Annotated in this window: 17 protein-coding genes, 2 tRNA genes and 2 rRNA genes; 16 read left to right on the forward strand and 5 right to left on the reverse strand. The window is 61.7% G+C overall.

All coding sequences use genetic code 11. The features are described from left to right. Nucleotides 1-46: 46 nt before the first annotated feature. Together gluQRS and dksA are read right to left on the reverse strand one after the other, a co-directional pair. Nucleotides 47-943: a tRNA glutamyl-Q(34) synthetase GluQRS gene (gluQRS, locus tag ACGI6K_RS03105; RefSeq protein ID WP_376948057.1), complete on the reverse strand. Its 897-nt coding sequence runs from the start codon at nucleotides 941-943 to the stop codon at nucleotides 47-49. A gap of 94 nt (nucleotides 944-1,037) precedes the next feature. Then, the gene (dksA, locus tag ACGI6K_RS03110) at nucleotides 1,038-1,475 is read right to left on the reverse strand and encodes an RNA polymerase-binding protein DksA (RefSeq protein ID WP_012702755.1); all 438 of its coding nucleotides are present in this window, start codon (nucleotides 1,473-1,475) and stop codon (nucleotides 1,038-1,040) included. Nucleotides 1,476-1,674: 199 nt separating this feature from the next. Here dksA and ACGI6K_RS03115 point away from each other — a divergent pair, with 199 nt between their 5' ends. Beyond that, nucleotides 1,675-2,850, forward strand: a complete 1,176-nt coding sequence (locus ACGI6K_RS03115) for a pyridoxal phosphate-dependent aminotransferase (protein WP_376948056.1) — start codon at nucleotides 1,675-1,677, stop codon at nucleotides 2,848-2,850. Then, entirely contained in the window at nucleotides 2,840-3,547 is a 708-nt protein-coding gene (gene sfsA, locus ACGI6K_RS03120; protein WP_376948055.1) for a DNA/RNA nuclease SfsA, read from the forward strand. The genes ACGI6K_RS03115 and sfsA overlap by 11 nt, the downstream gene beginning before the upstream one ends. Nucleotides 3,548-3,556: 9 nt before the next feature. Here the strand turns inward: sfsA and ACGI6K_RS03125 are convergent, their stop codons facing one another. Further along, a complete protein-coding gene (locus ACGI6K_RS03125) occupies nucleotides 3,557-3,874 on the reverse strand; it encodes a Rieske (2Fe-2S) protein (RefSeq protein WP_376948054.1) in 318 nt (105 codons plus the stop codon). Between the two features lie 117 nt (nucleotides 3,875-3,991). Here ACGI6K_RS03125 and ACGI6K_RS03130 point away from each other — a divergent pair, with 117 nt between their 5' ends. Genes ACGI6K_RS03130 through ACGI6K_RS03140 form a run of 3 tightly spaced genes read left to right on the forward strand, consistent with a single transcriptional unit; the run spans nucleotide 3,992 to nucleotide 6,726 of the window. Next, nucleotides 3,992-5,023 (forward strand): FecCD family ABC transporter permease, encoded by a 1,032-nt coding sequence (locus tag ACGI6K_RS03130; RefSeq protein ID WP_376948053.1) that lies wholly within the window; start codon nucleotides 3,992-3,994, stop codon nucleotides 5,021-5,023. Continuing rightward, nucleotides 5,023-5,790 carry a heme ABC transporter ATP-binding protein gene (locus ACGI6K_RS03135; protein WP_376948052.1) on the forward strand — a complete coding sequence of 256 codons (768 nt, stop codon included), beginning with the start codon at nucleotides 5,023-5,025 and terminating at the stop codon, nucleotides 5,788-5,790. Before ACGI6K_RS03130 ends, ACGI6K_RS03135 begins: the two co-directional genes overlap by 1 nt. 9 nt (nucleotides 5,791-5,799) lie before the next feature. Beyond that, complete coding sequence (locus ACGI6K_RS03140; RefSeq protein ID WP_376948051.1) at nucleotides 5,800-6,726, forward strand: ChaN family lipoprotein; 927 nt, start codon at nucleotides 5,800-5,802, stop codon at nucleotides 6,724-6,726. Between the two features lie 183 nt (nucleotides 6,727-6,909). Here the strand turns inward: ACGI6K_RS03140 and ACGI6K_RS03145 are convergent, their stop codons facing one another. Next, nucleotides 6,910-8,472: an AAA family ATPase gene (locus ACGI6K_RS03145; RefSeq protein WP_376948050.1), complete on the reverse strand. Its 1,563-nt coding sequence runs from the start codon at nucleotides 8,470-8,472 to the stop codon at nucleotides 6,910-6,912. Nucleotides 8,473-8,588: 116 nt separating this feature from the next. Between ACGI6K_RS03145 and mrcB the strand changes: the two genes are divergently transcribed. From mrcB to ACGI6K_RS03160, 3 genes are read left to right on the forward strand one after another with little or no spacing between them, the layout of a single operon-like run. Continuing rightward, entirely contained in the window at nucleotides 8,589-10,931 is a 2,343-nt protein-coding gene (mrcB, locus tag ACGI6K_RS03150; protein WP_376948049.1) for a penicillin-binding protein 1B, read from the forward strand. Nucleotides 10,932-10,947: 16 nt separating this feature from the next. After that, nucleotides 10,948-11,736: a tetratricopeptide repeat protein gene (locus ACGI6K_RS03155; RefSeq protein WP_376948048.1), complete on the forward strand. Its 789-nt coding sequence runs from the start codon at nucleotides 10,948-10,950 to the stop codon at nucleotides 11,734-11,736. Then, nucleotides 11,736-12,077 (forward strand): YqcC family protein, encoded by a 342-nt coding sequence (locus tag ACGI6K_RS03160; protein ID WP_376948047.1) that lies wholly within the window; start codon nucleotides 11,736-11,738, stop codon nucleotides 12,075-12,077. The genes ACGI6K_RS03155 and ACGI6K_RS03160 overlap by 1 nt, the downstream gene beginning before the upstream one ends. Here the strand turns inward: ACGI6K_RS03160 and ACGI6K_RS03165 are convergent, their stop codons facing one another. Next, complete coding sequence (locus ACGI6K_RS03165; protein WP_376948046.1) at nucleotides 12,078-12,512, reverse strand: DUF4124 domain-containing protein; 435 nt, start codon at nucleotides 12,510-12,512, stop codon at nucleotides 12,078-12,080. A 389-nt stretch (nucleotides 12,513-12,901) separates the two neighbouring features. On the opposite strand from ACGI6K_RS03165, the gene ACGI6K_RS03170 reads away from it, so the two are divergent. The 8 genes from ACGI6K_RS03170 (at nucleotide 12,902) to ACGI6K_RS03205 (ending at nucleotide 22,526) form a co-directional block, all read left to right on the forward strand. Next, the gene (locus ACGI6K_RS03170) at nucleotides 12,902-14,626 is read left to right on the forward strand and encodes an acetolactate synthase 3 large subunit (RefSeq protein WP_376948045.1); all 1,725 of its coding nucleotides are present in this window, start codon (nucleotides 12,902-12,904) and stop codon (nucleotides 14,624-14,626) included. Nucleotides 14,627-14,628: 2 nt separating this feature from the next. Continuing rightward, entirely contained in the window at nucleotides 14,629-15,120 is a 492-nt protein-coding gene (gene ilvN / locus ACGI6K_RS03175; protein ID WP_376948044.1) for an acetolactate synthase small subunit, read from the forward strand. A gap of 38 nt (nucleotides 15,121-15,158) precedes the next feature. After that, the gene (gene ilvC / locus ACGI6K_RS03180; protein WP_012702741.1) at nucleotides 15,159-16,175 is read left to right on the forward strand and encodes a ketol-acid reductoisomerase; all 1,017 of its coding nucleotides are present in this window, start codon (nucleotides 15,159-15,161) and stop codon (nucleotides 16,173-16,175) included. Nucleotides 16,176-16,322: 147 nt separating this feature from the next. Continuing rightward, on the forward strand, nucleotides 16,323-17,135 hold the full coding sequence (gene pssA / locus ACGI6K_RS03185) for a CDP-diacylglycerol--serine O-phosphatidyltransferase (protein WP_376948043.1): 813 nt from the start codon (nucleotides 16,323-16,325) through the stop codon (nucleotides 17,133-17,135). A gap of 430 nt (nucleotides 17,136-17,565) precedes the next feature. After that, a 16S ribosomal RNA gene (locus tag ACGI6K_RS03190) occupies nucleotides 17,566-19,101 on the forward strand. 91 nt (nucleotides 19,102-19,192) lie between these two features. After that, a tRNA-Ile gene (locus ACGI6K_RS03195) sits at nucleotides 19,193-19,269 on the forward strand. Nucleotides 19,270-19,313: 44 nt separating this feature from the next. Next, nucleotides 19,314-19,389 (forward strand) — tRNA-Ala (locus tag ACGI6K_RS03200). A 245-nt stretch (nucleotides 19,390-19,634) separates the two neighbouring features. Beyond that, nucleotides 19,635-22,526: ribosomal RNA gene (locus tag ACGI6K_RS03205) — 23S ribosomal RNA — on the forward strand. The 16S and 23S rRNA genes sit together here with 2 tRNA genes alongside, the layout of an rRNA operon. Nucleotides 22,527-22,551: the final 25 nt, after the last annotated feature.

Genomic DNA, 22,551 nt, shown 5'->3' on the forward strand with positions numbered 1-22,551 from the left:
AAGCGCGCGCCGGCGCAAGCGTGACGGTATTCCGTCGGAAGAGCATTCAGCCGAGCGTGGCCTCGGCCAGGGTTTTGCGGCGCGGAATGCGTTCCGCATCCCAGTGGACGATGCCCCAGTCGAGCAGCTCCCGCGGACGGGCACGCTCCAGCCCAGCTGGCGGGCACTGACCGAGCGTGCGCAGGGCGCGCTGCAGCAACGGACTGGCCCGTTCGGCGGGGAGCGGTGGCGAGCGATAGGATTTGCTGAGTTTGTGGCCGTCCGGCTGGACGATCAGCGGCACATGCAGATAGCGCGGCCGGGATAGGCCGAGCAGTTCCTGCAGGTAGAGCTGGCGCGGGGTCGAGTCGAGCAGGTCGGCGCCGCGCACTACGTCGGTCACACCCTGCCAGGCGTCGTCGAGGACCACCGCCAACTGGTAGGCGTAGAGGCCGTCGCGGCGGCGGATCACGAAGTCGCCGACTTCGCGGGTGAGCTGCTGGGCGAAGGTGCCCTGCACCCGGTCGACGAAGGCGTATTCGCACTCCGGCACGCGCAGGCGGATGGCTGCGTCGCAGCTGGCCCGTCCGGCCTCCCGGCAGAAGCCCGGATAGATTCCGGAAAATCCCTCCAGTCGTTTGCGCGAACAGGTGCAGGCATAGGCCAGTCCCCGCTCGAGCAGGTGCTCGACCGTCTCGCTGTACGCTGCCAGACGCTCGCTCTGGCGCACCACTTCGCCGTCCCACTCGAAACCATAATCTTCCAGGGTCTTGAGGATGACCGCCTGGGCACCTGGCACCTCGCGGGGCGGATCGAGATCCTCCATGCGCAGCAGCCAGCGACCGCCGGCGTGGCGCGCATCCAGATAGGACGCCAGGGCGGCGATTAGCGAACCGAAGTGCAGGTAGCCGCTGGGAGTAGGAGCGAAGCGACCGACGTAGGGAGCGGGCGGGGAGACGATCATGCGCGGGTGGCGCCCGGCTGGCTGGCGATCGCCGCCGGCAACCCATCGGGCCGCGGACGCGAGGGGGCGCTGCCGAGGCGCCCCGCGTGCAGGGTCAACTGCCGATCTGCTTTTCCTTGATTTCCGCAAGCGTCTTGCAGTCGATGCACAGGGTGGCGGTGGGGCGCGCCTCGAGGCGGCGGATGCCGATTTCCACGCCGCAGGAGTCGCACCAGCCGTATTCGTTTTCCTCGATCAGTTGCAGGGTTTCGTCAATCTTCTTGATCAGCTTGCGTTCACGGTCACGGGCACGCAGTTCCAGGCTGAACTCCTCTTCCTGACTGGCCCGGTCGGCCGGATCGGGGAAGTTGGCGGCCTCGTCCTGCATATGGTGCACGGTGCGGTCGACCTCTTCCATCAACTCCTGCTTCCACTTGTTGAGGATGTTGGTGAAATGAGCGCGCATATTCTCGCTCATGTATTCCTCGCCCGGGGTTTCCGGGTAGGGTACGAAACCGCGAACCAAGTTGTTCTGTTTTGCTTTGGTGGGCATGGATGACCGCCTCGCTTTCTCTAATCCATACACGCAGGCACATGTTCCCTGCCGACGGATGTCGGCCCTGCGACCGCAAGCGGCCGAACTTACCAGAAGCCATCGGGCCGCGCTACTCCCCGGCTCCTGCCATGGCGGCTGCCAGAGCGGTCCCGGCGGAGTAGAATCCGTTCTTTCGCCCCCATTTGATGGAAGGCCCATGCCCTACAGTGCGCGCAGTCGCGCCATCGAACCCTTTCATGTCATGGCCCTGCTGGCCCGCGCCAACGAACTCCAGGCCCAGGGCCACGACGTAATCCACCTGGAAATCGGCGAGCCGGATTTTTCCACGGCGGCGCCTATCGTTGCCGCCGGGCAGGCGGCGCTGGCGGCCGGGCACACCCGCTATACCGCCGCGCGCGGCCTGCCGCAGTTGCGCGAGGCCATCGCCCGCTTCTACGCCCTGCGTCATCGCTTGACTATAGACCCCGGTCGCATCCTGATCACGCCCGGCGGCTCGGGTGCCCTGCTGCTGGCTACCAGCCTGCTGGTCGATCCGGGCCGGCACTGGCTGCTGGCCGATCCCGGTTATCCCTGCAACCGTCATTTCCTGCGCCTGGTCGAGGGAGGTGCGCAACTGGTCCCGGTCGGACCGGAGCAGCGTTACCAACTGACCGCGGAGCTAGTCGAGCGATACTGGCGCGCGCAGAGCGTCGGCGCCCTGGTCGCCTCGCCGGCCAACCCCACCGGAGCGCTGCTGCGTCGCGACGAACTGGCGGCGCTGTCCGCCGCTCTGCGTGTGCGTGGCGGCCATCTCGTGGTGGACGAGATCTACCATGGCCTGACCTACGGTGTGGATGCGCCCAGTGTGCTGGAAGTGGACGACGATGCCTTCGTGCTCAACAGTTTTTCCAAGTATTTCGGCATGACCGGTTGGCGGCTCGGTTGGCTGGTGGCGCCTGCGGCGGCGGTGCCCGAACTGGAGAAGCTGGCGCAGAACCTCTATATCAGCGCCTCGACCCTGGCCCAGCACGCTGCCCTGGCCTGCTTCGAGGAGGAAACCCTGGCGATTCTCGAAGCGCGCCGCGCCGAGTTCGCCCGGCGCCGCGACTACCTGCTGCCGGCGCTGCGCGAACTGGGTTTCGGCATCGCCGTGGAGCCCGAAGGGGCCTTTTATTTGTATGCCGATATCGGCGCCTTTGGCGGGGATGCCTTTGCCTTCTGCCGACACTTCCTGGCGCGCGAGTTCGTCGCCATCACCCCAGGCGTCGATTTCGGCCGGCACCAGGCCGGCCGCCATGTGCGTTTCGCTTACACGCAGAGCCTGCCGCGCCTGGAGCAGGCGGTTGAGCGCATCGCCCGTGGCCTGAGGAGTTGGCGACCCGATGCGTTTTGATCCGCCGCTGGAAGAGGGGCGCCTGATGCGCCGCTACAAGCGCTTTTTCGCCGACATCGAGACGCCGGCCGGCGAGGCGCTGTGCATCCACTGCCCGAACACCGGCTCCATGTTCAACTGCATGGCTGAGGGCGGGCGCGTCTGGTTCAGCCGATCGAACGACCCCAGGCGCAAGCTGCCGGGCACCTGGGAGCTGAGCGAGACCCCACAGGGGCGGCTGGCTTGCGTGAATACCGCGAGGGCCAATTCGTTGGTGGAGGAGGCATTGCGCGCCGGCTCGATCGTCGAGCTGGCGGGCTTTGCCGAACTGCGGCGAGAAGTCCGCTACGGGCTGGAGAACAGCCGTGTGGACTTCTGCCTGGACTATCCAGACGGAACGGCCTTCGTCGAAGTGAAGAGCGTCACCTTGGGCTTCGCCGACAGCCCGGTCGCCGCCTTCCCGGATGCCCGCACCGAGCGCGGCGCCAGGCACCTGCGCGAGTTGGCGGTCCTGGCGCGGCAGGGCATGCGCACGGTGCAGTTGTACTGCGTGAGCCTGTCCGGCATCGCGGCGGTGCGCGCGGCGGCGGAGATCGACCCAGGCTATGCGCAGGCGCTGCGCGAAGCCGTGGCGGCGGGTGTCGAAGTGCTCGCCTACGGCGCCGAGCTGTCGCCTACGGCGATCCGGCTGGTGCGGCGGCTCGACGTGTGTCTGTAAGGGCGGCGCTTACAGGCGTACCCAGATGCCGGTCCCGTCCTCACGACAGTCGATGCGCGGCAGGCGCTTTCCGGCGCAGGGGCCGGATACGCACTCGCCGCTGTCGATCAGGAACAGCGCGCCGTGGGTGGCGCATTGGATCAGGCTGCCGCTGGCGTCGAGAAAACGCTCAGGCTGCCATTCCAGCGGAATGCCCAGATGCGGGCAACTGTTCAGGTAGACGAGGGCCCGGTTGTTCCGACGGACTGCGAGAAGTTTCCGGCCTTCGAGCGAAAAGCTGCGGCTTTGCCCCTCGCCAAGGGTGTTTCCGGCACAGAGAAGCTTCATGACACCTCCCGAAAAGCCGGGATTATCCCGGCCGGTAGAGGCAGGTGGAAGTCGTGCGCTGGTGATTGGCCGGATCGCCTCTTATGCTTGCCGCCACGTTCGTCGTCAGAGTTCTTCATGAGCGTCCGCGTTCGCCGTTCCTGCATCCTGTTGCCCGCTCTGGGTCTGTTGCTGCTGCTCGCCTTCTGGCTGTCGCTGGCGCTGGGACCGCTGCGGTTGCCCCTGGTCGACTCCCTGCTGGCCCTGTTGCGCCTGGCCGGGCTGCCCTTGTCCGGGGAGGGGCTCGAGCAAGCCGAACTGATCGTCGGGCAGATCCGTCTGCCGAGGACTCTGCTCGGCCTGGCGGTGGGTAGCGTGCTGGCGCTGAGCGGGGTGGCGATGCAGGCTCTGTTCCGCAACCCGTTGGCCGATCCCGGGCTGATCGGTGTGTCCAGCGGCGCCGCGCTGGGGGCTGCTCTGGCAATCGTCGCTGGCGTCGGCGAGTCCCCCGAGGCGTCGCCTTATCTGCTATCGGCAAGCGCTTTCGCCGGTGGGCTGGCGGTGACCGCGCTGGTTTATCGACTGGGGCGGCGCGACGGCCGGACCCGGGTCGCCACCATGCTGCTCGCCGGGCTCGCCCTCGGTGCCCTGGCCGGCGCGGCGGTCGGCCTGTGCGGCTATCTGGCCGACGATACCGCGCTACGTCGGCTGACCTTCTGGAACCTGGGCAGCTTGAGCGGCGCTAGCTATGCCCGGCTCTGGCCACTGCTGCTGGCGACCCTGGGCGTAGCGCTCTGGCTGCCGCGTCGCGCCGGGGCGCTGAATGCCCTGCTGCTGGGCGAGTCCGAAGCACGCCATCTCGGTTTCGACGTGGAGTGGCTGAAGCGTGAACTGGTGTTCTGCACGGCCCTCGGCGTGGGGGCGGCGGTGGCGGCGGCCGGACTGATCGGTTTCGTCGGTCTTCTGGTCCCGCACCTGCTGCGTCTGCTCTGCGGACCGGATCATCGCCTGCTGCTGCCGGCGGCTATGCTCGGCGGCGCCAGCCTGCTGCTGTTCGCCGATCTGCTGGCGCGCCTGTTACTGGCGCCGGCCGAGCTGCCGCTCGGCATAGTCACGGCGCTGCTCGGCGCACCTTTCTTTATTTGGTTGCTGCGGCGGGAACCGCTTTGATGCTGCGGGTCGAGGGGCTAGCGGTGCAGCGCGGCGGCCGGCAGGTGCTGAGGGGGATCGACCTGGATCTGCGGCCCGGCGAACTGCTCGGTGTGCTGGGGCCGAACGGGGCGGGCAAGTCTTCGCTGCTGGCGGCGCTTTCCGGCGAATTGCGTCCGACGGCGGGCCAGGTCCGCCTGGATGGCCGGGCGCTGGCCGACTGGCCAGGACTAGAGCGGGCGCGACGGTTGGCGGTGTTGCCGCAGAGCCCGGCGCTGGAGTTCGCCTTTCACGTCGAAGAGGTGGTCGGCTTCGGCCGACTGCCCCATGCCAGCGGTCGGCAGCGCGATATGCAGATTGTCGCCCGGGCCCTGGCGGTGGCCGACATTGCCCATCTGCTCGGGCGTGGTTACCTGAGCCTGTCCGGTGGCGAGCGCCAGCGAGTTCATCTGGCGCGGGTGTTGGCGCAACTCTGGCCGGGCGGAGCGCGGCGGGTGCTCCTGCTCGACGAGCCGACCTCGATGCTCGATCCCCTGCACCAGCACAGCATTCTGCAGGCGGTGCGGGAATTCGCCGGGCGGGGCACGGCCGTACTGGTGGTGCTCCACGACCTGAATCTGGCGGCGCGCTATTGCGATCGCCTGCTGCTGCTGGCCGATGGCCGTGCGCAGGCGCTCGGCAATCCCGAGGAGGTTTTGCGTGCCGGGCCGCTCAAGGCGGTCTTCGGTCTCGACGTACTGGTGCAGCGCCATCCGGAGCGGGGGCATCCGCTGATCGTGGCGCGCTGAGGAGAGTTCATGCGTTCATTTCTGTTCGTCTGCCTGATCCTTCTGGTCGCTTGCCGGAGTCTGCCGCCATTGCCTGACTGGCAGGTCGAGCGGACGCGGCAGGAGAACGGGCCCGGCACTATTCTCGACTTGCGCAGTGGTGCCAGCCTGACGCCGGAGCAACTGGTCGAGCGGCTGGCTTCGGCGCCTCGGCTGCTGGTCGGCGAGAAGCACGACAATCCCGATCATCATGTTCTCCAGTCATGGCTGCTCGAAGCCTTGGCCGGGCGGCGGGCGCAGGGCAGTCTACTGCTGGAGATGCTCGAGCCCGACCAGCAGGCGCGGGTGACGGCGACCCAGGCCGCGTTCGCCGCCGGCCGCGCGCCGGAGGATCTGCCCGCGGCGCTGGCTTGGCGCCAGGGCTGGGACTGGGCGCTGTACGGTCCACTGCTGCGCTATGCGCTGGCTCAGCCCTATCCGTTGTTGGCCGCCAATCTGGATAGGCAGGAGATGAGCCGTATCTATGCCGAACGGCCGGAGCTGTCCGGTCCGGCCTCGAACGATGCACGGGTGCGCGAGGCCTTGCTCGCGCAGATCGGCGCTTCCCACTGTGGCCAGTTGCCGGCGTCCCAGTTGCCGGCGATGCTCGCCGTCCAGCAACAGCGTGACCGGCGCATGGCCGAGCGACTGCTGGCCGCACCGCAGCCGGCCCTGCTGCTGGCTGGTGCCTACCATGTACGGCGCGATCTGGGCGTGCCGCTGCACCTGGCCGATCTCGGCGGGGCGAGCGGCAGTATCGTGCTGTTGTTGGCCGAGGTCGGCGATGTGGTGGAGGCGAAGGCCGCCGACTATGTCTGGTACACCCCGGCGACGCAGCTTCGCGACTACTGTGCCGAGATGCGGGCTACCGGCGAGCAGGCAAAAAAAGACCCGGCGGAGCCGGGTCGAAAACCGTAATTAGCCTGATGAGGAGATAACCTGAAGAGTAGCCGCTCTGTCAGTTTACCGCTGATCTCGCGATCAGTTTTCAAATAATAAAGCTTCTCATTTGTTGGTCAAGTAGTGGCGCTGATTTTTTTCTGCCGGTCCGCCGCTTCAAGACGAAGAAGGCGCCCGATGGACGCCTTCGGGGACGGCTGGTTAAAGGTGGGGGAGGTGATTGCGCATGCGTGCCATCAGATCGTCGAGACTGGCGGTGAGGTGGGTATCGACTCGTCGGCTGCGTTGCTGCTCGGCCTCGGTCAGGGGGTCGCGGCTGGCCTGTTGCGCCCGGATGACCTCTAGCGTGGCGTCAGACGGATCCTTCCCGGCAGCCTGACGCTCGGCGAGCCATTCGACGATCAGGGCTTCGGGGGCCTGGCAGTCGACGATCAGGAAGGGGACACCGTTGTCCTCGGCGACCTGCTTGGCGGCCGCGCGTTGTGCTTCTTTCAAGTAGGTGGCGTCGATCGCCACCGGGAAGCCGGCCTGCAGGGCGCCGGCCGCCAGTCGATGCAGGTGTTCGTAGGTCGCCGTGCTGGCCTGCGCGCTGTAGATACCGCTGGCCAGCAGGTCCCGGTCGGCGGCCGGCTGTTCGCCGAACAGGCGCTTGCGTTCCACGTCCGAACGCAGGCGGATAGCACCGAACTCTTCCGTCAGACGCTGAGCAACATAGCTCTTGCCGACGGCGGACACTCCGTGGGTGATGGCCAGAAAGCACGAGGGAATCGCACTGTAGCGTTCCGCCAGGCTGGCGTAGTTGCGGTACTGCTGGAGGATGGCGGCGCGTCGCTCGGCACGCTCTTCCTGAGCCAGGCGGAATAGGTTGACCTTGCCGCGAACCATGGCGCGGTAAGCCTTGTAGAAGTTCAGCAACGGCAGGGCCGCGTAATCGCCGGTCAGCTCCAGCCAGCGGCTGACGAAGCGTCGGGAAAGTCCCTTGAGACCGCGGTCCTCCAGGTCCATGGCGAGAAAGGCGGCGTCGCACACGACATCGATCAGGCGGAACGGCTCGTTGAACTCGATGCAGTCGAACAGCACGACTTGCCCGTCGAGCAGGGTGGCGTTGCCGAGGTGCAGGTCGCCATGGCATTCGCGGATAAAGCCATTGGTCTTGCGCTGCTCGAGCAGTGGCCGCAGGCGCTCGAAGCTGGTTTCGGCCCAGGCCTCGAGGGCATCGAGCTGCTGCAGGTCGGCTGGTTCGGCGAGCAGCGGGCGAACCTGCTCGAAGTTCTGCCGCACCGGGCTCATCACGGCTTCCGCCCCGCCCAGCGGATGTTCCGCCGGCACCTTCGGCGCTTGCAGGTGGAAGCTGGCGATCCGTTCCGCCAGGGCGTCGATGTGCTCGGGGGCGAGTTCGCCGCGGGCCTGCATTTCGCCGAGCAACTGGCTCTGCGGGAACTGGCGCATCTTGACCGTGTATTCGATGACTGGACCCTCGCCGGCCAGTTGCGGGGCGTTCTCGCTGCCGGTGATCGGCAGGACTTCGAGGTAAAGGTCGCGGGTCAGGCGCTGGTTCAGGCGCACCTCTTCTTCGCAGAAGTGCCTACGTGCCGCCAGGCCGGTGAAGTCGAGGAAGCCGAAGTCGACGGCTTTCTTGAACTTGTAGGCATAGGGGCCGGTGAGCAGGACCCAGGATATGTGGGTCTCGATGACCTTGAACTCAGTCACCGCGTGCGGATAGAGCGCGGGGTTCTGCAGGGCGTTGATCAGGGCTTGGCTCACGGTCAGTCCTTGTCGAGGCTGTCGGGCGGAAAGCCGCATTATGGCTGCTGCGGCCGGTCCTGCAAACCGCTAGGCTGCGCTATCGAGGGTGAGTAAAGTGCGTATAATGTGCCGCCATGACACGTACCCGCTCCCCCAAATCCCCCCCTCCCCGTCGTTCCAGTGTCCTTCGTTCCTGGCTAGGCTGGAGCGCCAAGCTTGCCCTCGTCGGTCTAGTGGTGCTGGCTGGTTTCGCCGTCTATTTCGATGCCGTGATTCAGGAGAAATTTTCCGGCAAGCGCTGGACGCTGCCTGCCAAGGTCTACGCGCGGCCGCTGGAGCTGTTTTCCGGTCTCAAGCTGTCGAAACAGGATTTTCTCACCGAGCTGGATGCGCTCGGCTATCGCCGCGAGGCCGTCGCCGGACCGGGTTCGGCCTTCGTATCCGGCAACACCGTCGAACTGCACAGTCGGGGCTTTCGCTTCTATGAGGGCGACGAGCCGGCACGGAGGATCCGTGTACGCTTCGCCGGCGACTCCGTAGCCGGCCTGAGCGATGCCGCCGGCAAGGACCTGGCCGTCGTACGGATGGAGCCGCTGCTGATCGGCGGCCTGTACCCGTCGCACAACGAGGACCGCATCCTGGTCCAGCGCAACGAACTGCCCCCTTACCTGGTGGAAACCCTGGTGGCGGTGGAGGATCGCGAGTTCTTCGGCCACTTCGGGGTGTCGCCGAAATCCATCGCCCGCGCCCTGTGGGTCAACGCCACGGCAGGCGGGGTGGTTCAGGGCGGCAGCACGCTGACCCAGCAGTTGGTGAAGAACTTCTACCTGAACAACGAGCGCAGCCTGGTGCGCAAGGCCACCGAGGCCATGATGGCCGTGCTGCTGGAGCTGCACTACGACAAGGACGAGATTCTCGAGGCCTATCTCAACGAGGTGTTCCTGGGGCAGGACGGCAATCGCGCGGTGCACGGCTTCGGTTTGGCCAGCCAGTATTTCTTCGGCCAGCCGCTAGCCGAGTTGCAACCGCATCAGATCGCCCTGCTGGTGGGCATGGTCAAGGGGCCCACCTACTACAATCCACGGCGCAACCCCGAGCGAGCCCTGGCGCGGCGCAACCTGGTCATCGACCTCATGGTCGGGCAGGGGGTGATCGATGCGGCGCAAGCCGAAGCCGCCAAGCAGAAGCCGCTCGGCGTCACCACCCGCGGCAGTATGGCCAACAGTTCCTATCCGGCATTCCTCGACCTGGTCAAGCGTCAATTGCGCGAGGACTACCAGGAGGCCGACCTCACCGAGGAGGGGCTGCGCATCTTCACCAGCCTGGATCCGATCCTGCAGAGCAAGGCCGAGGTTGCGGTGCAGAGCACCTTCAAGCGCATCGGCAAGGGCGGTGATCCGGTCGAGGCGTCGATGGTGGTGAGCAATCCGGAGACCGGCGAAGTGCTGGCCTTGCTCGGCAGTCGGCAGCCGCGTTTTGCCGGTTTCAACCGGGCTCTGGATGCGGTGCGGCCGATCGGTTCGCTGATCAAGCCGGCCGTCTATCTCACCGCGCTGGAGCGGCCCAACCAGTACACCCTGACCAGTTGGCTGGCCGATGTGCCTTTTTCGGTGAAGGGCCAGGACGGCCAGCTCTGGAGCCCGCAGAACTACGACCATCAGGCCCATGGCGATATCTATCTTTATCAGGGGCTGGCCAATTCCTACAACTTGTCGACCGCCAAGCTCGGCCTCGAGTTGGGCGTGCCGAACGTGCTGAAAACATTGGCGCGTCTGGGCGTCGATCGCGAATGGCCAGCTTATCCGTCGATGTTGCTGGGCGCTGGGGCCTTAACGCCGATGGAAGTGACCAGCATGTACCTGACCATCGCCAGTGGCGGATTCAATACGCCGTTGCGTGGTATCCGCAGTGTCCTGACCGCCGACGGCGAGCCGCTCAAGCGCTATCCGTTCCAGATCCAGCAGCGTTTCGATCCGGGGGCCATTTATCTGTTGCAGAACGCCATGCAACGGGTGATGCGCGAGGGGACCGGCCGTTCGGTCTACAGCCAGTTGCCACGCTCGCTGACGCTGGCCGGCAAGACCGGTACCACCAACGATTCACGCGACAGTTGGTTCGCCGGCTTCAGCCAGGATTTGCTGGCGGTGGTCTGGCTAGGGCGTGACGACAACGGCAAGACCCCGCTGACTGGTGCCACCGGGGCACTGAGAGTCTGGACGGACTTCATGGCCAAGGCCGATCCGCTGCCGCTGGATATGCCGATGCCGGACAATGTTGCCCTGGCCTGGGTGAATGCGCGCAACGGGCTGGGTTCCGAGCAGGGCTGTCCGGATGCGGTGCAGATGCCCTATATCCGGGGCAGCGAGCCGCCACCGGGGCCCGCTTGTGGCCTGCCGCAGGCTCCGGAGGGCAATGTGCAGGATGTGATCGAGAATGTTCAAGATGTCATGGATTGGGTGCGTGGCTGGTCGAATTGAACAAAGAGGGTGCCAGGTGAACAGGTGGTTGATGGGGGCAGTGGCGACGAGCGTTCTGCTGAGCGGCTGTGCGACGGTTGAGCGTGGCTCCATTCCCGTGGTCGAGGCGAGCGGCTCGGTGTATGACCGGCAGCAAGGACGAGGCAACGGTGGTGTGGCTTCCCGCTCCCCTGCGGCGGCGGCATCCCAGGCTCCGGTACCCCAAGCCCCGGTATTCCAAGCCCCGGCTTCCGCTCAGGATTCCGAGGTGGTGGTGATGGTGCCCGGAGGGGGTGCCGGCTCGGCGCCGATCCAGGCCTACCCGGCGCCTGGCACCTCCGACAGCGCGGCGTCGAGCGTTTCGCAACCGATCACCGCCACCACCTCGATTGGCGGCAATACTGCGGACTATTCCGTGCCCAGCGGACCATCGAGTGGCGTTCCGGGCGTGAACTCCGCCGCTTCAAGCAGTGCTTCGAGTGCTCTGGCAGCCGACGAGCAGCTCGATGGGCCGGTTCTAGCGCTACTCACCACGGCGCAGAAGGAGCAGGGCAGCGGCAATCTGGAAAGCGCCTCCTCCAGTCTGGAGCGAGCGCAGCGCATTGCTCCGCGCGAACCGCAGGTGCTCTACCGGCTGGCCGAGGTGCGCCTGGCCCAGGGCGATGCCGCCCAGGCCGAGCAATTGGCGCGTCGCGCCTTGACCTATGCCAGCGGTCGTCCGGCCCTGCAGGCCAGTCTGTGGAATCTGATCGCCCAGGCACGTGAGCGTCAGGGGGATGCGGCCGGTGCTGCCCAAGCGCGCGAGCGGGGGCGGGTCAATCTGTGATGGATGTGCGTATCCCGGCGCTGGCCGAGCAGATGCTGCTGATCGAGCAGGAGCTTCGGGCTCTCGGAATGTGGGCTTCATCGCCGCCGAGCGACGAGGCGCTATCCAGCGAGCAGCCGTTCTGCATCGACACCCTGGTTTTCGAAGAGTGGCTGCAATGGATCTTCCTGCCCCGGATGAAGGTGATCGTCGAGGAGAACAGGACTCTTCCCGCCTCCTCGGGAATTCTGCCGATGGCCGAACTGGCCTACCGCGAGCGGCCCGCCGAAGTAGCCCGCCTACTGGGAGTGATCGGTGAGGTCGACCGGCTGATTTCGGGTGGGGAGCGTGCTGCCGGTTGATCAGCGGCAACTGTGTTTCATGGCCCGTTTGGCGTCGGTGATGCGGGCCTGACGTTCTTCCTCGCTCAATCTGCGTATCTCTCCCTTCATCTGTTGTACGCGTAGCCTAGGATTGTTCTCCAGGCGGGTCAGGTCGGTGCGCACGGTTTCACAGAATTCCGAGCGCTCGGCTCCCTGTATGGCGCTTTCGCGCCTCACTTTGCGCTCGAGTGCTTTCTGTTCGAGGTCTTTCGCCTGGACTAACGGCAGTTTTTTCGGAACGGGCAGCTGGGGGCCAGGAGTGGTCGTATCGATCGCGCTGCTTGCCTGGTCGATCGGAGGGCGCCCGCTGAAGTGGGACATGCCCTGTTCATCTGTCCAGGTGTAAACCTGGCCAGCCATGGCGCTCGCGCTCAGGCTGATGAGCAGAAGGCCAGTGAGGATCATGCATCGCATGGAGATTCCCTGAAGTCTCGGCGAAGCCCGATGCCACTATAGCCGAGGCGATAGTGCGCCTTACGGTATCCCGTCACAGTAGGAGCGGGCCGCGGCATCACTTGACTTGGTTCGGGTGAATCCGAACAATTCGGGGTTCGCTACAGCGGGTTTCGCCGCAAGCAGGCTCCCGCTCAGCAGACATGAGGCGTCACCCGCGCCGACCTGATACACCCGCGACGCGTTACCTCGCGCTGGGTGGGAGAATCCTGCAACACATTCCGGGCCTCCCGATGCTTGCTCGACAGCGCTGCGTAGGCGGCGACAACCGTCGCTCATGCCTGTTTGGCAGTAATCTATTCAGGCCGCCCGCTAGCCGGCGGCAATCTGGCGTTCTAGAGGTGAACAACGTGGAGCTTTTATCCGGCGCTGAAATGGTAGTCCGCTTCTTGCGCGACGAAGGCGTTAAATACATCTACGGATATCCGGGCGGTGCCCTTCTGCACATCTACGATGCCCTGTTCAAGGAAAAGGAAGTTACCCATATTCTGGTTCGTCACGAGCAGGCGGCCACCCACATGGCCGATGGCTATGCCCGCGCCACCGGCAAGGCCGGCGTCGTGCTAGTGACCTCCGGGCCCGGTGCGACCAACGCCATCACCGGTATCGCCACTGCCTATATGGACTCCATCCCCATGGTGGTGATTTCCGGGCAAGTGCCGAGCAACATGGTCGGCAGCGACGCTTTCCAGGAGACCGATATGATCGGTGTCTCCCGTCCGATCGTGAAGCACAGCTTCATCGTCAAGCATCCTTCGGAAATCCCCGAAATGCTGAAAAAGGCTTTCTATATTGCCGAGTCAGGCCGTCCCGGTCCGGTGGTGGTGGATATTCCGAAGGATATGGGCGATCCGTCCCAGAAGTACGAATACGTCTATCCGAAGAAAGTCAAGCTGCGCTCCTACAGTCCTGCTCAGCGTGGCCATTCCGGGCAGATCCGCAAGGCGGTCGAGATGCTCCTGGCCGCCAAGCGTCCCGTACTCTACTCCGGCGGTGGCGTGATCATGGGCGGGGCTGCCGCTCAGTTGACCGAACTGGCACAGATGCTCAACCTGCCGGTGACCAATACCCTGATGGGCTTGGGCGGCTATCCGGGCAACGACCGGCAATTCCTCGGCATGCTCGGCATGCACGGTAGCTATACCGCCAACCTGGCCATGCATCATTCCGATGTGATCCTGGCCATCGGCGCGCGTTTCGATGATCGGGTTGTCAATGGGGCCGCCAAGTTCTGCCCGAATGCCAAGATCATTCATGTCGATATCGATCCGGCCTCGATTTCCAAAACCATCAAGGCCGATGTGCCGATCGTTGGACCCGTTGACAGCGTGCTCGCTGAAATGATCTCCATCGTCAAGGAGATTGGCGCGATGCCGCAGAAGGAGGTCGTAGCTAGTTGGTGGAAGCAGATCGAGGAATGGCGCGGCACGCGCGGTCTGTTTCCCTACGACAAGGGCGATGGCAGCATCATCAAGCCGCAGATGGTGATCGAGACCCTGTACGAGGTGACCAAGGGGGATGCTTATGTCGCTTCCGACGTGGGGCAGCACCAGATGTTCGCCGCCCAATACTACAGGTACGCCAAGCCGAATCGTTGGATCAACTCCGGTGGCCTGGGTACCATGGGCTTCGGCTTCCCCGCAGCCATGGGCGTCAAGCTGAATTTCCCCGAGGCCGATGTGGCCTGTATCACCGGGGAGGGCAGCATCCAGATGAACATTCAGGAAATGTCGACCTGCATGCAGTACGACCTGCCGGTCAAGATCGTCAACCTCAACAACGGCGCGCTGGGCATGGTTCGCCAGTGGCAAGACATGCAGTACAGCAGCCGCTATTCGCATTCATACATGGAGTCGTTGCCCGATTTTGTCAAGCTGGCCGAGGCTTATGGCCATGTCGGTATGCGTATCACCGAGTTGAAGGACCTCAAGCCGAAGCTGGAGGAAGCCTTCGCTCTGAAAAAACGTTTGGTGTTCCTCGACATCGCGGTGGATACCAGCGAGCACGTCTATCCGATGCAAATCAGGGACGGTGCAATGCGCGACATGTGGCTGAGCAAGACGGAGCGGACCTGAGCATGCGACACATCATTTCCCTGCTGTTGGAAAACGAGCCGGGCGCCCTGTCCCGGGTGGTCGGTCTGTTTTCGCAGCGCAACTACAATATCGAAACGCTCACTGTTGCACCTACCGAGGATCCGACGCTATCTCGCCTAACTTTGACCACCATTGGCCAAAACGAGGTGATCGAACAGATCACCAAGAACCTCAACAAGCTGATCGAGGTGGTCAAGCTGGTAGACCTGTCGGAAAGTGCGCACATCGAGCGCGAGTTGCTGCTGGTCAAGGTTAAGGCCACCGGTGCACAGCGCGCCGAGATCAAGCGCACAACCGATATCTTCCGTGGCCAAATCGTCGATGTCACCAGCAGCGTCTATACCATTCAGCTCACTGGTACCAGTGACAAGCTGGACAGCTTTCTGCATGCCATCGGTACCTCCTCGATCCTCGAAACCGTGCGCAGTGGAGTCACCGGCATTGCCCGTGGCGACAAAGTACTCACCATTTAACAAATGGCCGTACCGGGCCAGATAACAGGGGTAACCTCATGAAAGTGTATTACGATAAAGATTGCGACCTTTCCATCATTCAAAGCAAGAAGGTTGCCATCATCGGTTACGGTTCCCAAGGCCATGCGCACGCCTGCAACCTGAAGGATTCCGGCGTTGATGTTTACGTCGGTTTGCGCGCCGGTTCCGCTTCGGTAGCCAAGGCCGAGGCTCATGGACTGACCGTAAAGAGTGTCAAGGATGCCGTTGCCGCTGCCGATGTGGTGATGATTCTGACTCCTGACGAGTTCCAGGGCCGCTTGTATAAGGATGAGATCGAGCCGAACCTGAAGAAGGGGGCAACCCTGGCTTTTGCCCATGGTTTCTCCATTCACTACAATCAAGTAGTGCCGCGCGCCGACCTCGACGTCATCATGATCGCCCCCAAAGCGCCGGGACATACCGTGCGTTCCGAGTTTGTCCGCGGCGGCGGCATTCCTGATCTGATCGCTGTTTATCAGGATGCTTCCGGCAATGCCAAAAACCTTGCCCTGTCCTATGCCTGCGGTGTGGGCGGTGGGCGTACCGGCATCATCGAAACCACTTTCAAGGATGAAACCGAGACCGACCTGTTCGGCGAGCAAGCTGTTCTGTGTGGCGGCTGTGTGGAGCTGGTCAAGGCTGGTTTCGAAACCCTGGTCGAGGCTGGTTACGCGCCGGAAATGGCCTACTTCGAGTGTCTGCACGAATTGAAGCTGATCGTCGACCTCATGTTCGAGGGCGGCATTGCCAACATGAACTACTCGATCTCCAATAACGCCGAATACGGTGAGTATGTCACCGGTCCGGAGGTGATCAATGAGCAATCCCGTCAGGCCATGCGCAACGCCTTGAAGCGTATTCAGGATGGTGAGTACGCCAAGATGTTCATTACCGAAGGCGCTGCCAACTATCCGTCGATGACTGCCTACCGTCGCAACAATGCTGCGCATCAGATCGAGGTGGTCGGTGAGAAACTGCGTACCATGATGCCCTGGATCGCGGCCAACAAGATTGTCGACAAGACCAAGAACTAAAGTTGAACGTTAAAATGAAAAGACGCGGCTCAGGCCGCGTTTTTTCGTTGTGGGGTGGCTTCTGGTATAAAGCCGCCTTGAGCGCGCTGCCTGCGATGTGCATTCGGGGCGGCAGCTAAAATCTTCCTGAACTGCAAGGTACTGTTCATGAACGAACGTCCGGAGGAGTCCAACAAGGGACCCGCAGCTGACAGCCTGCTGCCCATCGATGAACACATTGAGGAAGGGCGGGACGCTGAGGGGCGCAAGGTTCGCCATCGTGGTATCTACTTGCTGCCTAACCTGTTCACCACGGCCAACCTTTTCGCTGGCTTCTACTCCATAGTCAGCGCAATCAATGGAAACCTGGACGTGGCTGCCGCCACTGTCTTCGTCGCAATGGTGCTGGACAGCCTGGATGGTCGCGTAGCGCGTCTGACCAACACGCAAAGTGCGTTTGGTGCTGAATATGACTCGCTTTCCGACATGGTGGCCTTCGGTCTGGCCCCTGCCATCCTCGCCTTCGAGTGGGCGCTTGGCAGTATGGGCAAGGTTGGCTGGATGGTTGCGTTCATCTATGTGGCTGGCGCAGCCCTGCGTCTGGCGCGTTTCAACACACAGATCGGCAAGGCTGATAAACGCTTTTTCATCGGGCTGGCCAGCCCGGCGGCGGCGGGCGTGGTGGCTGGTATCGTCTGGGCTTTCAATGATTTCGGTGTCCAGGGGTCGAATATTTCTTCCTTGGTTGCTCTACTGGTTGCGGCAGCGGGCATGCTGATGGTCAGTAATATCAAGTACTACAGTTTCAAGGATCTGGATCTCAAGGGGAGGGTGCCCTTTGTCGCCATTCTGGTGGTGGTGCTGCTCTTCGCTGTGGTGTTCAGCGATCCGCCTCGGATCTTGCTGTTGATTTTCCTGGCTTACGCGATTTCTGGTCCGGTGCAGTATCTGCTGCAGTGGCGCCGCAAAAGGGCTGGGTGAACGCTCTCCCACTTCTGATCATGGAGGCCATGTGTTTGATTCAGTCCTGTCAAAAAGGAATATTTAAAATTAAACATTGACGTTCCAGTCCGATGCCCTATAATGCGCCCCACTTTCTGCCTGGCAGGGCAAGCCCTTGAAAATCAACGGCTTGGCCATAAAGCAGGGCAGGAAATGGTCGGCGAAGAGGCTGCCAAACACGCCTCGAAACGCTTGACAGGTTCAACGGCTGCGGTAGAATGCGCGGCCTCGGATGGGGAAGCCCGGCCGAAACGCTCTTTAACAAAGTGGAATCAAGCAATTCGTGTGGGCGCTTGTGGCAAGCCTGGCATCGCAAGACAGTCAGCACGTCCAAGCGACTCGTGAATTCATGAGTTGAGATATGGCGATTGCTGAGCCGAGTTTAGGATCTTAGGATCCAAACGAATTGAAACTGAAGAGTTTGATCATGGCTCAGATTGAACGCTGGCGGCAGGCCTAACACATGCAAGTCGAGCGGCAGCGGGACCTTCGGGTTGCCGGCGAGCGGCGGACGGGTGAGTAACGCCTAGGAATCTGCCTGTTAGTGGGGGATAACGCGGGGAAACCCGCGCTAATACCGCATACGTCCTACGGGAGAAAGTGGGGGACCCTCGGGCCTCACGCTAACAGATGAGCCTAGGTCGGATTAGCTAGTTGGTGGGGTAAAGGCCCACCAAGGCGACGATCCGTAACTGGTCTGAGAGGATGATCAGTCACACTGGAACTGAGACACGGTCCAGACTCCTACGGGAGGCAGCAGTGGGGAATATTGGACAATGGGCGAAAGCCTGATCCAGCCATGCCGCGTGTGTGAAGAAGGTCTTCGGATTGTAAAGCACTTTAAGTTGGGAGGAAGGGCGCTCGGTCAATACCCAAGCGCCTTGACGTTACCGACAGAATAAGCACCGGCTAACTTCGTGCCAGCAGCCGCGGTAATACGAAGGGTGCAAGCGTTAATCGGAATTACTGGGCGTAAAGCGCGCGTAGGTGGTTCGGCAAGTTGGATGTGAAAGCCCCGGGCTCAACCTGGGAACCGCATCCAAAACTACTGGGCTAGAGTACGGTAGAGGGTGGTGGAATTTCCTGTGTAGCGGTGAAATGCGTAGATATAGGAAGGAACACCAGTGGCGAAGGCGACCACCTGGACCGATACTGACACTGAGGTGCGAAAGCGTGGGGAGCAAACAGGATTAGATACCCTGGTAGTCCACGCCGTAAACGATGTCGACTAGCCGTTGGGCTCCTTGAGAGCTTAGTGGCGCAGCTAACGCATTAAGTCGACCGCCTGGGGAGTACGGCCGCAAGGTTAAAACTCAAATGAATTGACGGGGGCCCGCACAAGCGGTGGAGCATGTGGTTTAATTCGAAGCAACGCGAAGAACCTTACCTGGCCTTGACATCCTGCGAACGTTCCAGAGATGGAGCGGTGCCTTCGGGAGCGCAGAGACAGGTGCTGCATGGCTGTCGTCAGCTCGTGTCGTGAGATGTTGGGTTAAGTCCCGTAACGAGCGCAACCCTTGTCCTTAGTTACCAGCACCTCGGGTGGGCACTCTAAGGAGACTGCCGGTGACAAACCGGAGGAAGGTGGGGATGACGTCAAGTCATCATGGCCCTTACGGCCAGGGCTACACACGTGCTACAATGGTCGGTACAAAGGGTTGCCAAGTCGCGAGGCGGAGCCAATCCCAGAAAACCGATCGTAGTCCGGATCGCAGTCTGCAACTCGACTGCGTGAAGTCGGAATCGCTAGTAATCGCGAATCAGAATGTCGCGGTGAATACGTTCCCGGGCCTTGTACACACCGCCCGTCACACCATGGGAGTGGGTTGCTCCAGAAGTAGCTAGTCTAACCCTCGGGAGGACGGTTACCACGGAGTGATTCATGACTGGGGTGAAGTCGTAACAAGGTAGCCGTAGGGGAACCTGCGGCTGGATCACCTCCTTAATCGAAGATCCGGCTTTTCATAAGCACCCACACGAATTGCTTGATTCCCTGGCAAACAGCGATTGGGTTTAGACCCGAGAGTGAGACGATTGGGTCTGTAGCTCAGTTGGTTAGAGCGCACCCCTGATAAGGGTGAGGTCGGCAGTTCGAATCTGCCCAGACCCACCAATTGTCACGGGGTGTGGCCAGTGTCGACCTCGCGCAAGGCAAGAGGGGCCATAGCTCAGCTGGGAGAGCGCCTGCTTTGCACGCAGGAGGTCAGGAGTTCGATCCTCCTTGGCTCCACCATCCACCACCATCGCTGAAAGCTTAGAAATGAGCATTTCCCATCGGGCGAATGCTGATTTCTGGTCTTTGCGCCAGAACCGTTCTTTAACAATTCGGGTATGTGATAGAAGTACGACGCGCCGCTCGTTTCACTGCGGTCGGCGCGGTCAAGGCAAATGTGCGAGTTCAAGCGCAAATGTTCGGCAAATGTCGTCTTCACACCAGCCAGGCACGGCCGCGAGGCCACAGATTGCTTGGGGTTATATGGTCAAGTGAAGAAGCGCATACGGTGGATGCCTTGGCAGTCAGAGGCGATGAAAGACGTGGTAGCCTGCGATAAGCGTCGGGGAGGCGGCAAACGGCCCGTGATCCGGCGATCTCTGAATGGGGAAACCCACCCGGCACAAGCCGGGTATCTTGTCCTGAATCCATAGGGGCAAGAGGCGAACCAGGGGAACTGAAACATCTAAGTACCCTGAGGAACAGAAATCAACCGAGATTCCCTTAGTAGTGGCGAGCGAACGGGGAGCAGCCCTTAAGTTGGCGAGGGATTAGTGGAAGGCTCTGGAAAGGGCCGCCGTAGCGGGTGATAGCCCCGTACACGAAAGTCCCTGGTCAATGAAATCGAGTAGGACGGCGCACGTGAAACGTTGTCTGAACATGGGGGGACCATCCTCCAAGGCTAAATACTCCTGACTGACCGATAGTGAACCAGTACCGTGAGGGAAAGGCGAAAAGAACCCCGGAGAGGGGAGTGAAATAGATCCTGAAACCGTATGCGTACAAGCAGTGGGAGCCCACTTGGTTGGGTGACTGCGTACCTTTTGTATAATGGGTCAGCGACTTATATTCAGTGGCAAGCTTAACCGTATAGGGGAGGCGTAGCGAAAGCGAGTCTTAATAGGGCGCCAAGTCGCTGGGTATAGACCCGAAACCGGGCGATCTATCCATGAGCAGGTTGAAGGTTAGGTAACACTGACTGGAGGACCGAACCGACTCCCGTTGAAAAGGTAGCGGATGACTTGTGGATCGGAGTGAAAGGCTAATCAAGCTCGGAGATAGCTGGTTCTCCTCGAAAGCTATTTAGGTAGCGCCTCGTGTATCACTGCCGGGGGTAGAGCACTGTTTCGGCTAGGGGGTCATCCCGACTTACCAAACCGATGCAAACTCCGAATACCGGCAAGTGCCAGCACGGGAGACACACGGCGGGTGCTAACGTCCGTCGTGAAAAGGGAAACAACCCAGACCGTCAGCTAAGGTCCCAAAGTCCTGGTTAAGTGGGAAACGATGTGGGAAGGCTTAGACAGCTAGGAGGTTGGCTTAGAAGCAGCCACCCTTTAAAGAAAGCGTAATAGCTCACTAGTCGAGTCGGCCTGCGCGGAAGATGTAACGGGGCTCAAACCAGGCACCGAAGCTACGGGTGCAGCGCAAGCTGCGCGGTAGAGGAGCGTTCTGTACGCCTGTGAAGGTGAGTCGAGAGGCTTGCTGGAGGTATCAGAAGTGCGAATGCTGACATGAGTAACGACAATGGGTGTGAAAAACACCCACGCCGAAAGACCAAGGGTTCCTGCGCAACGTTAATCGACGCAGGGTGAGTCGGCCCCTAAGGCGAGGCTGAAAAGCGTAGTCGATGGGAAACGGGTTAATATTCCCGTACTTCTGGTTACTGCGATGGGGGGACGGAGAAGGCTAGGCCAGCTTGGCGTTGGTTGTCCAAGTTTAAGGCGGTAGGCCGATCACTCAGGCAAATCCGGGTGGTCAAGGTCGAGAACCGATGACGAGCCTTCTTATACGAAGGCGAAGTGGTTGATGCCCTGCTTCCAAGAAAAGCCTCTAAGCTTCAGGTAACCAGGAACCGTACCCCAAACCGACACAGGTGGTCGGGTAGAGAATACCAAGGCGCTTGAGAGAACTCGGGTGAAGGAACTAGGCAAAATGGCACCGTAACTTCGGGAGAAGGTGCGCCGGTGAGGGTTAAGGGTTTACCCCGTAAGCCCATGCCGGTCGAAGATACCAGGCCGCTGCGACTGTTTATTAAAAACACAGCACTCTGCAAACACGAAAGTGGACGTATAGGGTGTGACGCCTGCCCGGTGCCGGAAGGTTAATTGATGGGGTTAGCGCAAGCGAAGCTCTTGATCGAAGCCCCGGTAAACGGCGGCCGTAACTATAACGGTCCTAAGGTAGCGAAATTCCTTGTCGGGTAAGTTCCGACCTGCACGAATGGCGTAACGATGGCGGCGCTGTCTCCACCCGAGACTCAGTGAAATTGAAATCGCTGTGAAGATGCAGTGTATCCGCGGCTAGACGGAAAGACCCCGTGAACCTTTACTGTAGCTTTGCACTGGACTTTGAGCCTGCTTGTGTAGGATAGGTGGGAGGCTGTGAAGGGGGGACGCCAGTTCCCCCGGAGCCATCCTTGAAATACCACCCTGGCATGCTTGAGGTTCTAACTCCGGTCCGTTATCCGGATCGAGGACAGTGTATGGTGGGCAGTTTGACTGGGGCGGTCTCCTCCCAAAGCGTAACGGAGGAGTACGAAGGTGCGCTCAGCGTGGTCGGAAATCACGCGCAGAGTATAAAGGCAAAAGCGCGCTTGACTGCGAGACAGACACGTCGAGCAGGTACGAAAGTAGGTCTTAGTGATCCGGTGGTTCTGTATGGAAGGGCCATCGCTCAACGGATAAAAGGTACTCCGGGGATAACAGGCTGATACCGCCCAAGAGTTCATATCGACGGCGGTGTTTGGCACCTCGATGTCGGCTCATCACATCCTGGGGCTGAAGCCGGTCCCAAGGGTATGGCTGTTCGCCATTTAAAGTGGTACGCGAGCTGGGTTTAGAACGTCGTGAGACAGTTCGGTCCCTATCTGCCGTGGACGTTTGAGATTTGAGAGGGGCTGACCTTAGTACGAGAGGACCGGGTTGGACGAACCTCTGGTGTTCCGGTTGTCACGCCAGTGGCACTGCCGGGTAGCTACGTTCGGAAGAGATAACCGCTGAAAGCATCTAAGCGGGAAACTCGCCTCAAGATGAGATCTCACCGGGGCCTTGAGCTCCCTGAAGGGCCGTCGCAGACTACGACGTTGATAGGTGGGGTGTGTAAGCGTTGTGAGGCGTTGAGCTAACCCATACTAATGGCCCGTGAGGCTTGACCATATAACGCCCAAACAATCTGTTGTCC

This window comes from Azorhizophilus paspali (assembly GCF_043587585.2).
Classification (GTDB): Bacteria; Pseudomonadota; Gammaproteobacteria; order Pseudomonadales; family Pseudomonadaceae; genus Azotobacter; species Azotobacter paspali.

Bases quoted from the DNA above. Each gene is read 5' to 3' on its own strand.
- ACGI6K_RS03160 (WP_376948047.1), top strand. From the start codon at position 11,736: ATGGATGTGCGTATCCCGGCGCTGGCCGAGCAGATGCTGCTGATCGAG.
- dksA (WP_012702755.1), bottom strand. From the start codon at position 1,475: ATGCCCACCAAAGCAAAACAGAACAACTTGGTTCGCGGTTTCGTACCC.
- sfsA (WP_376948055.1), top strand. From the start codon at position 2,840: ATGCGTTTTGATCCGCCGCTGGAAGAGGGGCGCCTGATGCGCCGCTAC.
- ACGI6K_RS03165 (WP_376948046.1), bottom strand. From the start codon at position 12,512: ATGCGATGCATGATCCTCACTGGCCTTCTGCTCATCAGCCTGAGCGCG.
- gluQRS (WP_376948057.1), bottom strand. From the start codon at position 943: ATGATCGTCTCCCCGCCCGCTCCCTACGTCGGTCGCTTCGCTCCTACT.
- ACGI6K_RS03125 (WP_376948054.1), bottom strand. From the start codon at position 3,874: ATGAAGCTTCTCTGTGCCGGAAACACCCTTGGCGAGGGGCAAAGCCGC.
- ACGI6K_RS03130 (WP_376948053.1), top strand. From the start codon at position 3,992: ATGAGCGTCCGCGTTCGCCGTTCCTGCATCCTGTTGCCCGCTCTGGGT.
- ilvN (WP_376948044.1), top strand. From the start codon at position 14,629: ATGCGACACATCATTTCCCTGCTGTTGGAAAACGAGCCGGGCGCCCTG.
- ACGI6K_RS03115 (WP_376948056.1), top strand. From the start codon at position 1,675: ATGCCCTACAGTGCGCGCAGTCGCGCCATCGAACCCTTTCATGTCATG.
- mrcB (WP_376948049.1), top strand. From the start codon at position 8,589: ATGACACGTACCCGCTCCCCCAAATCCCCCCCTCCCCGTCGTTCCAGT.
- ilvC (WP_012702741.1), top strand. From the start codon at position 15,159: ATGAAAGTGTATTACGATAAAGATTGCGACCTTTCCATCATTCAAAGC.
- ACGI6K_RS03135 (WP_376948052.1), top strand. From the start codon at position 5,023: ATGCTGCGGGTCGAGGGGCTAGCGGTGCAGCGCGGCGGCCGGCAGGTG.
- ACGI6K_RS03140 (WP_376948051.1), top strand. From the start codon at position 5,800: ATGCGTTCATTTCTGTTCGTCTGCCTGATCCTTCTGGTCGCTTGCCGG.
- pssA (WP_376948043.1), top strand. From the start codon at position 16,323: ATGAACGAACGTCCGGAGGAGTCCAACAAGGGACCCGCAGCTGACAGC.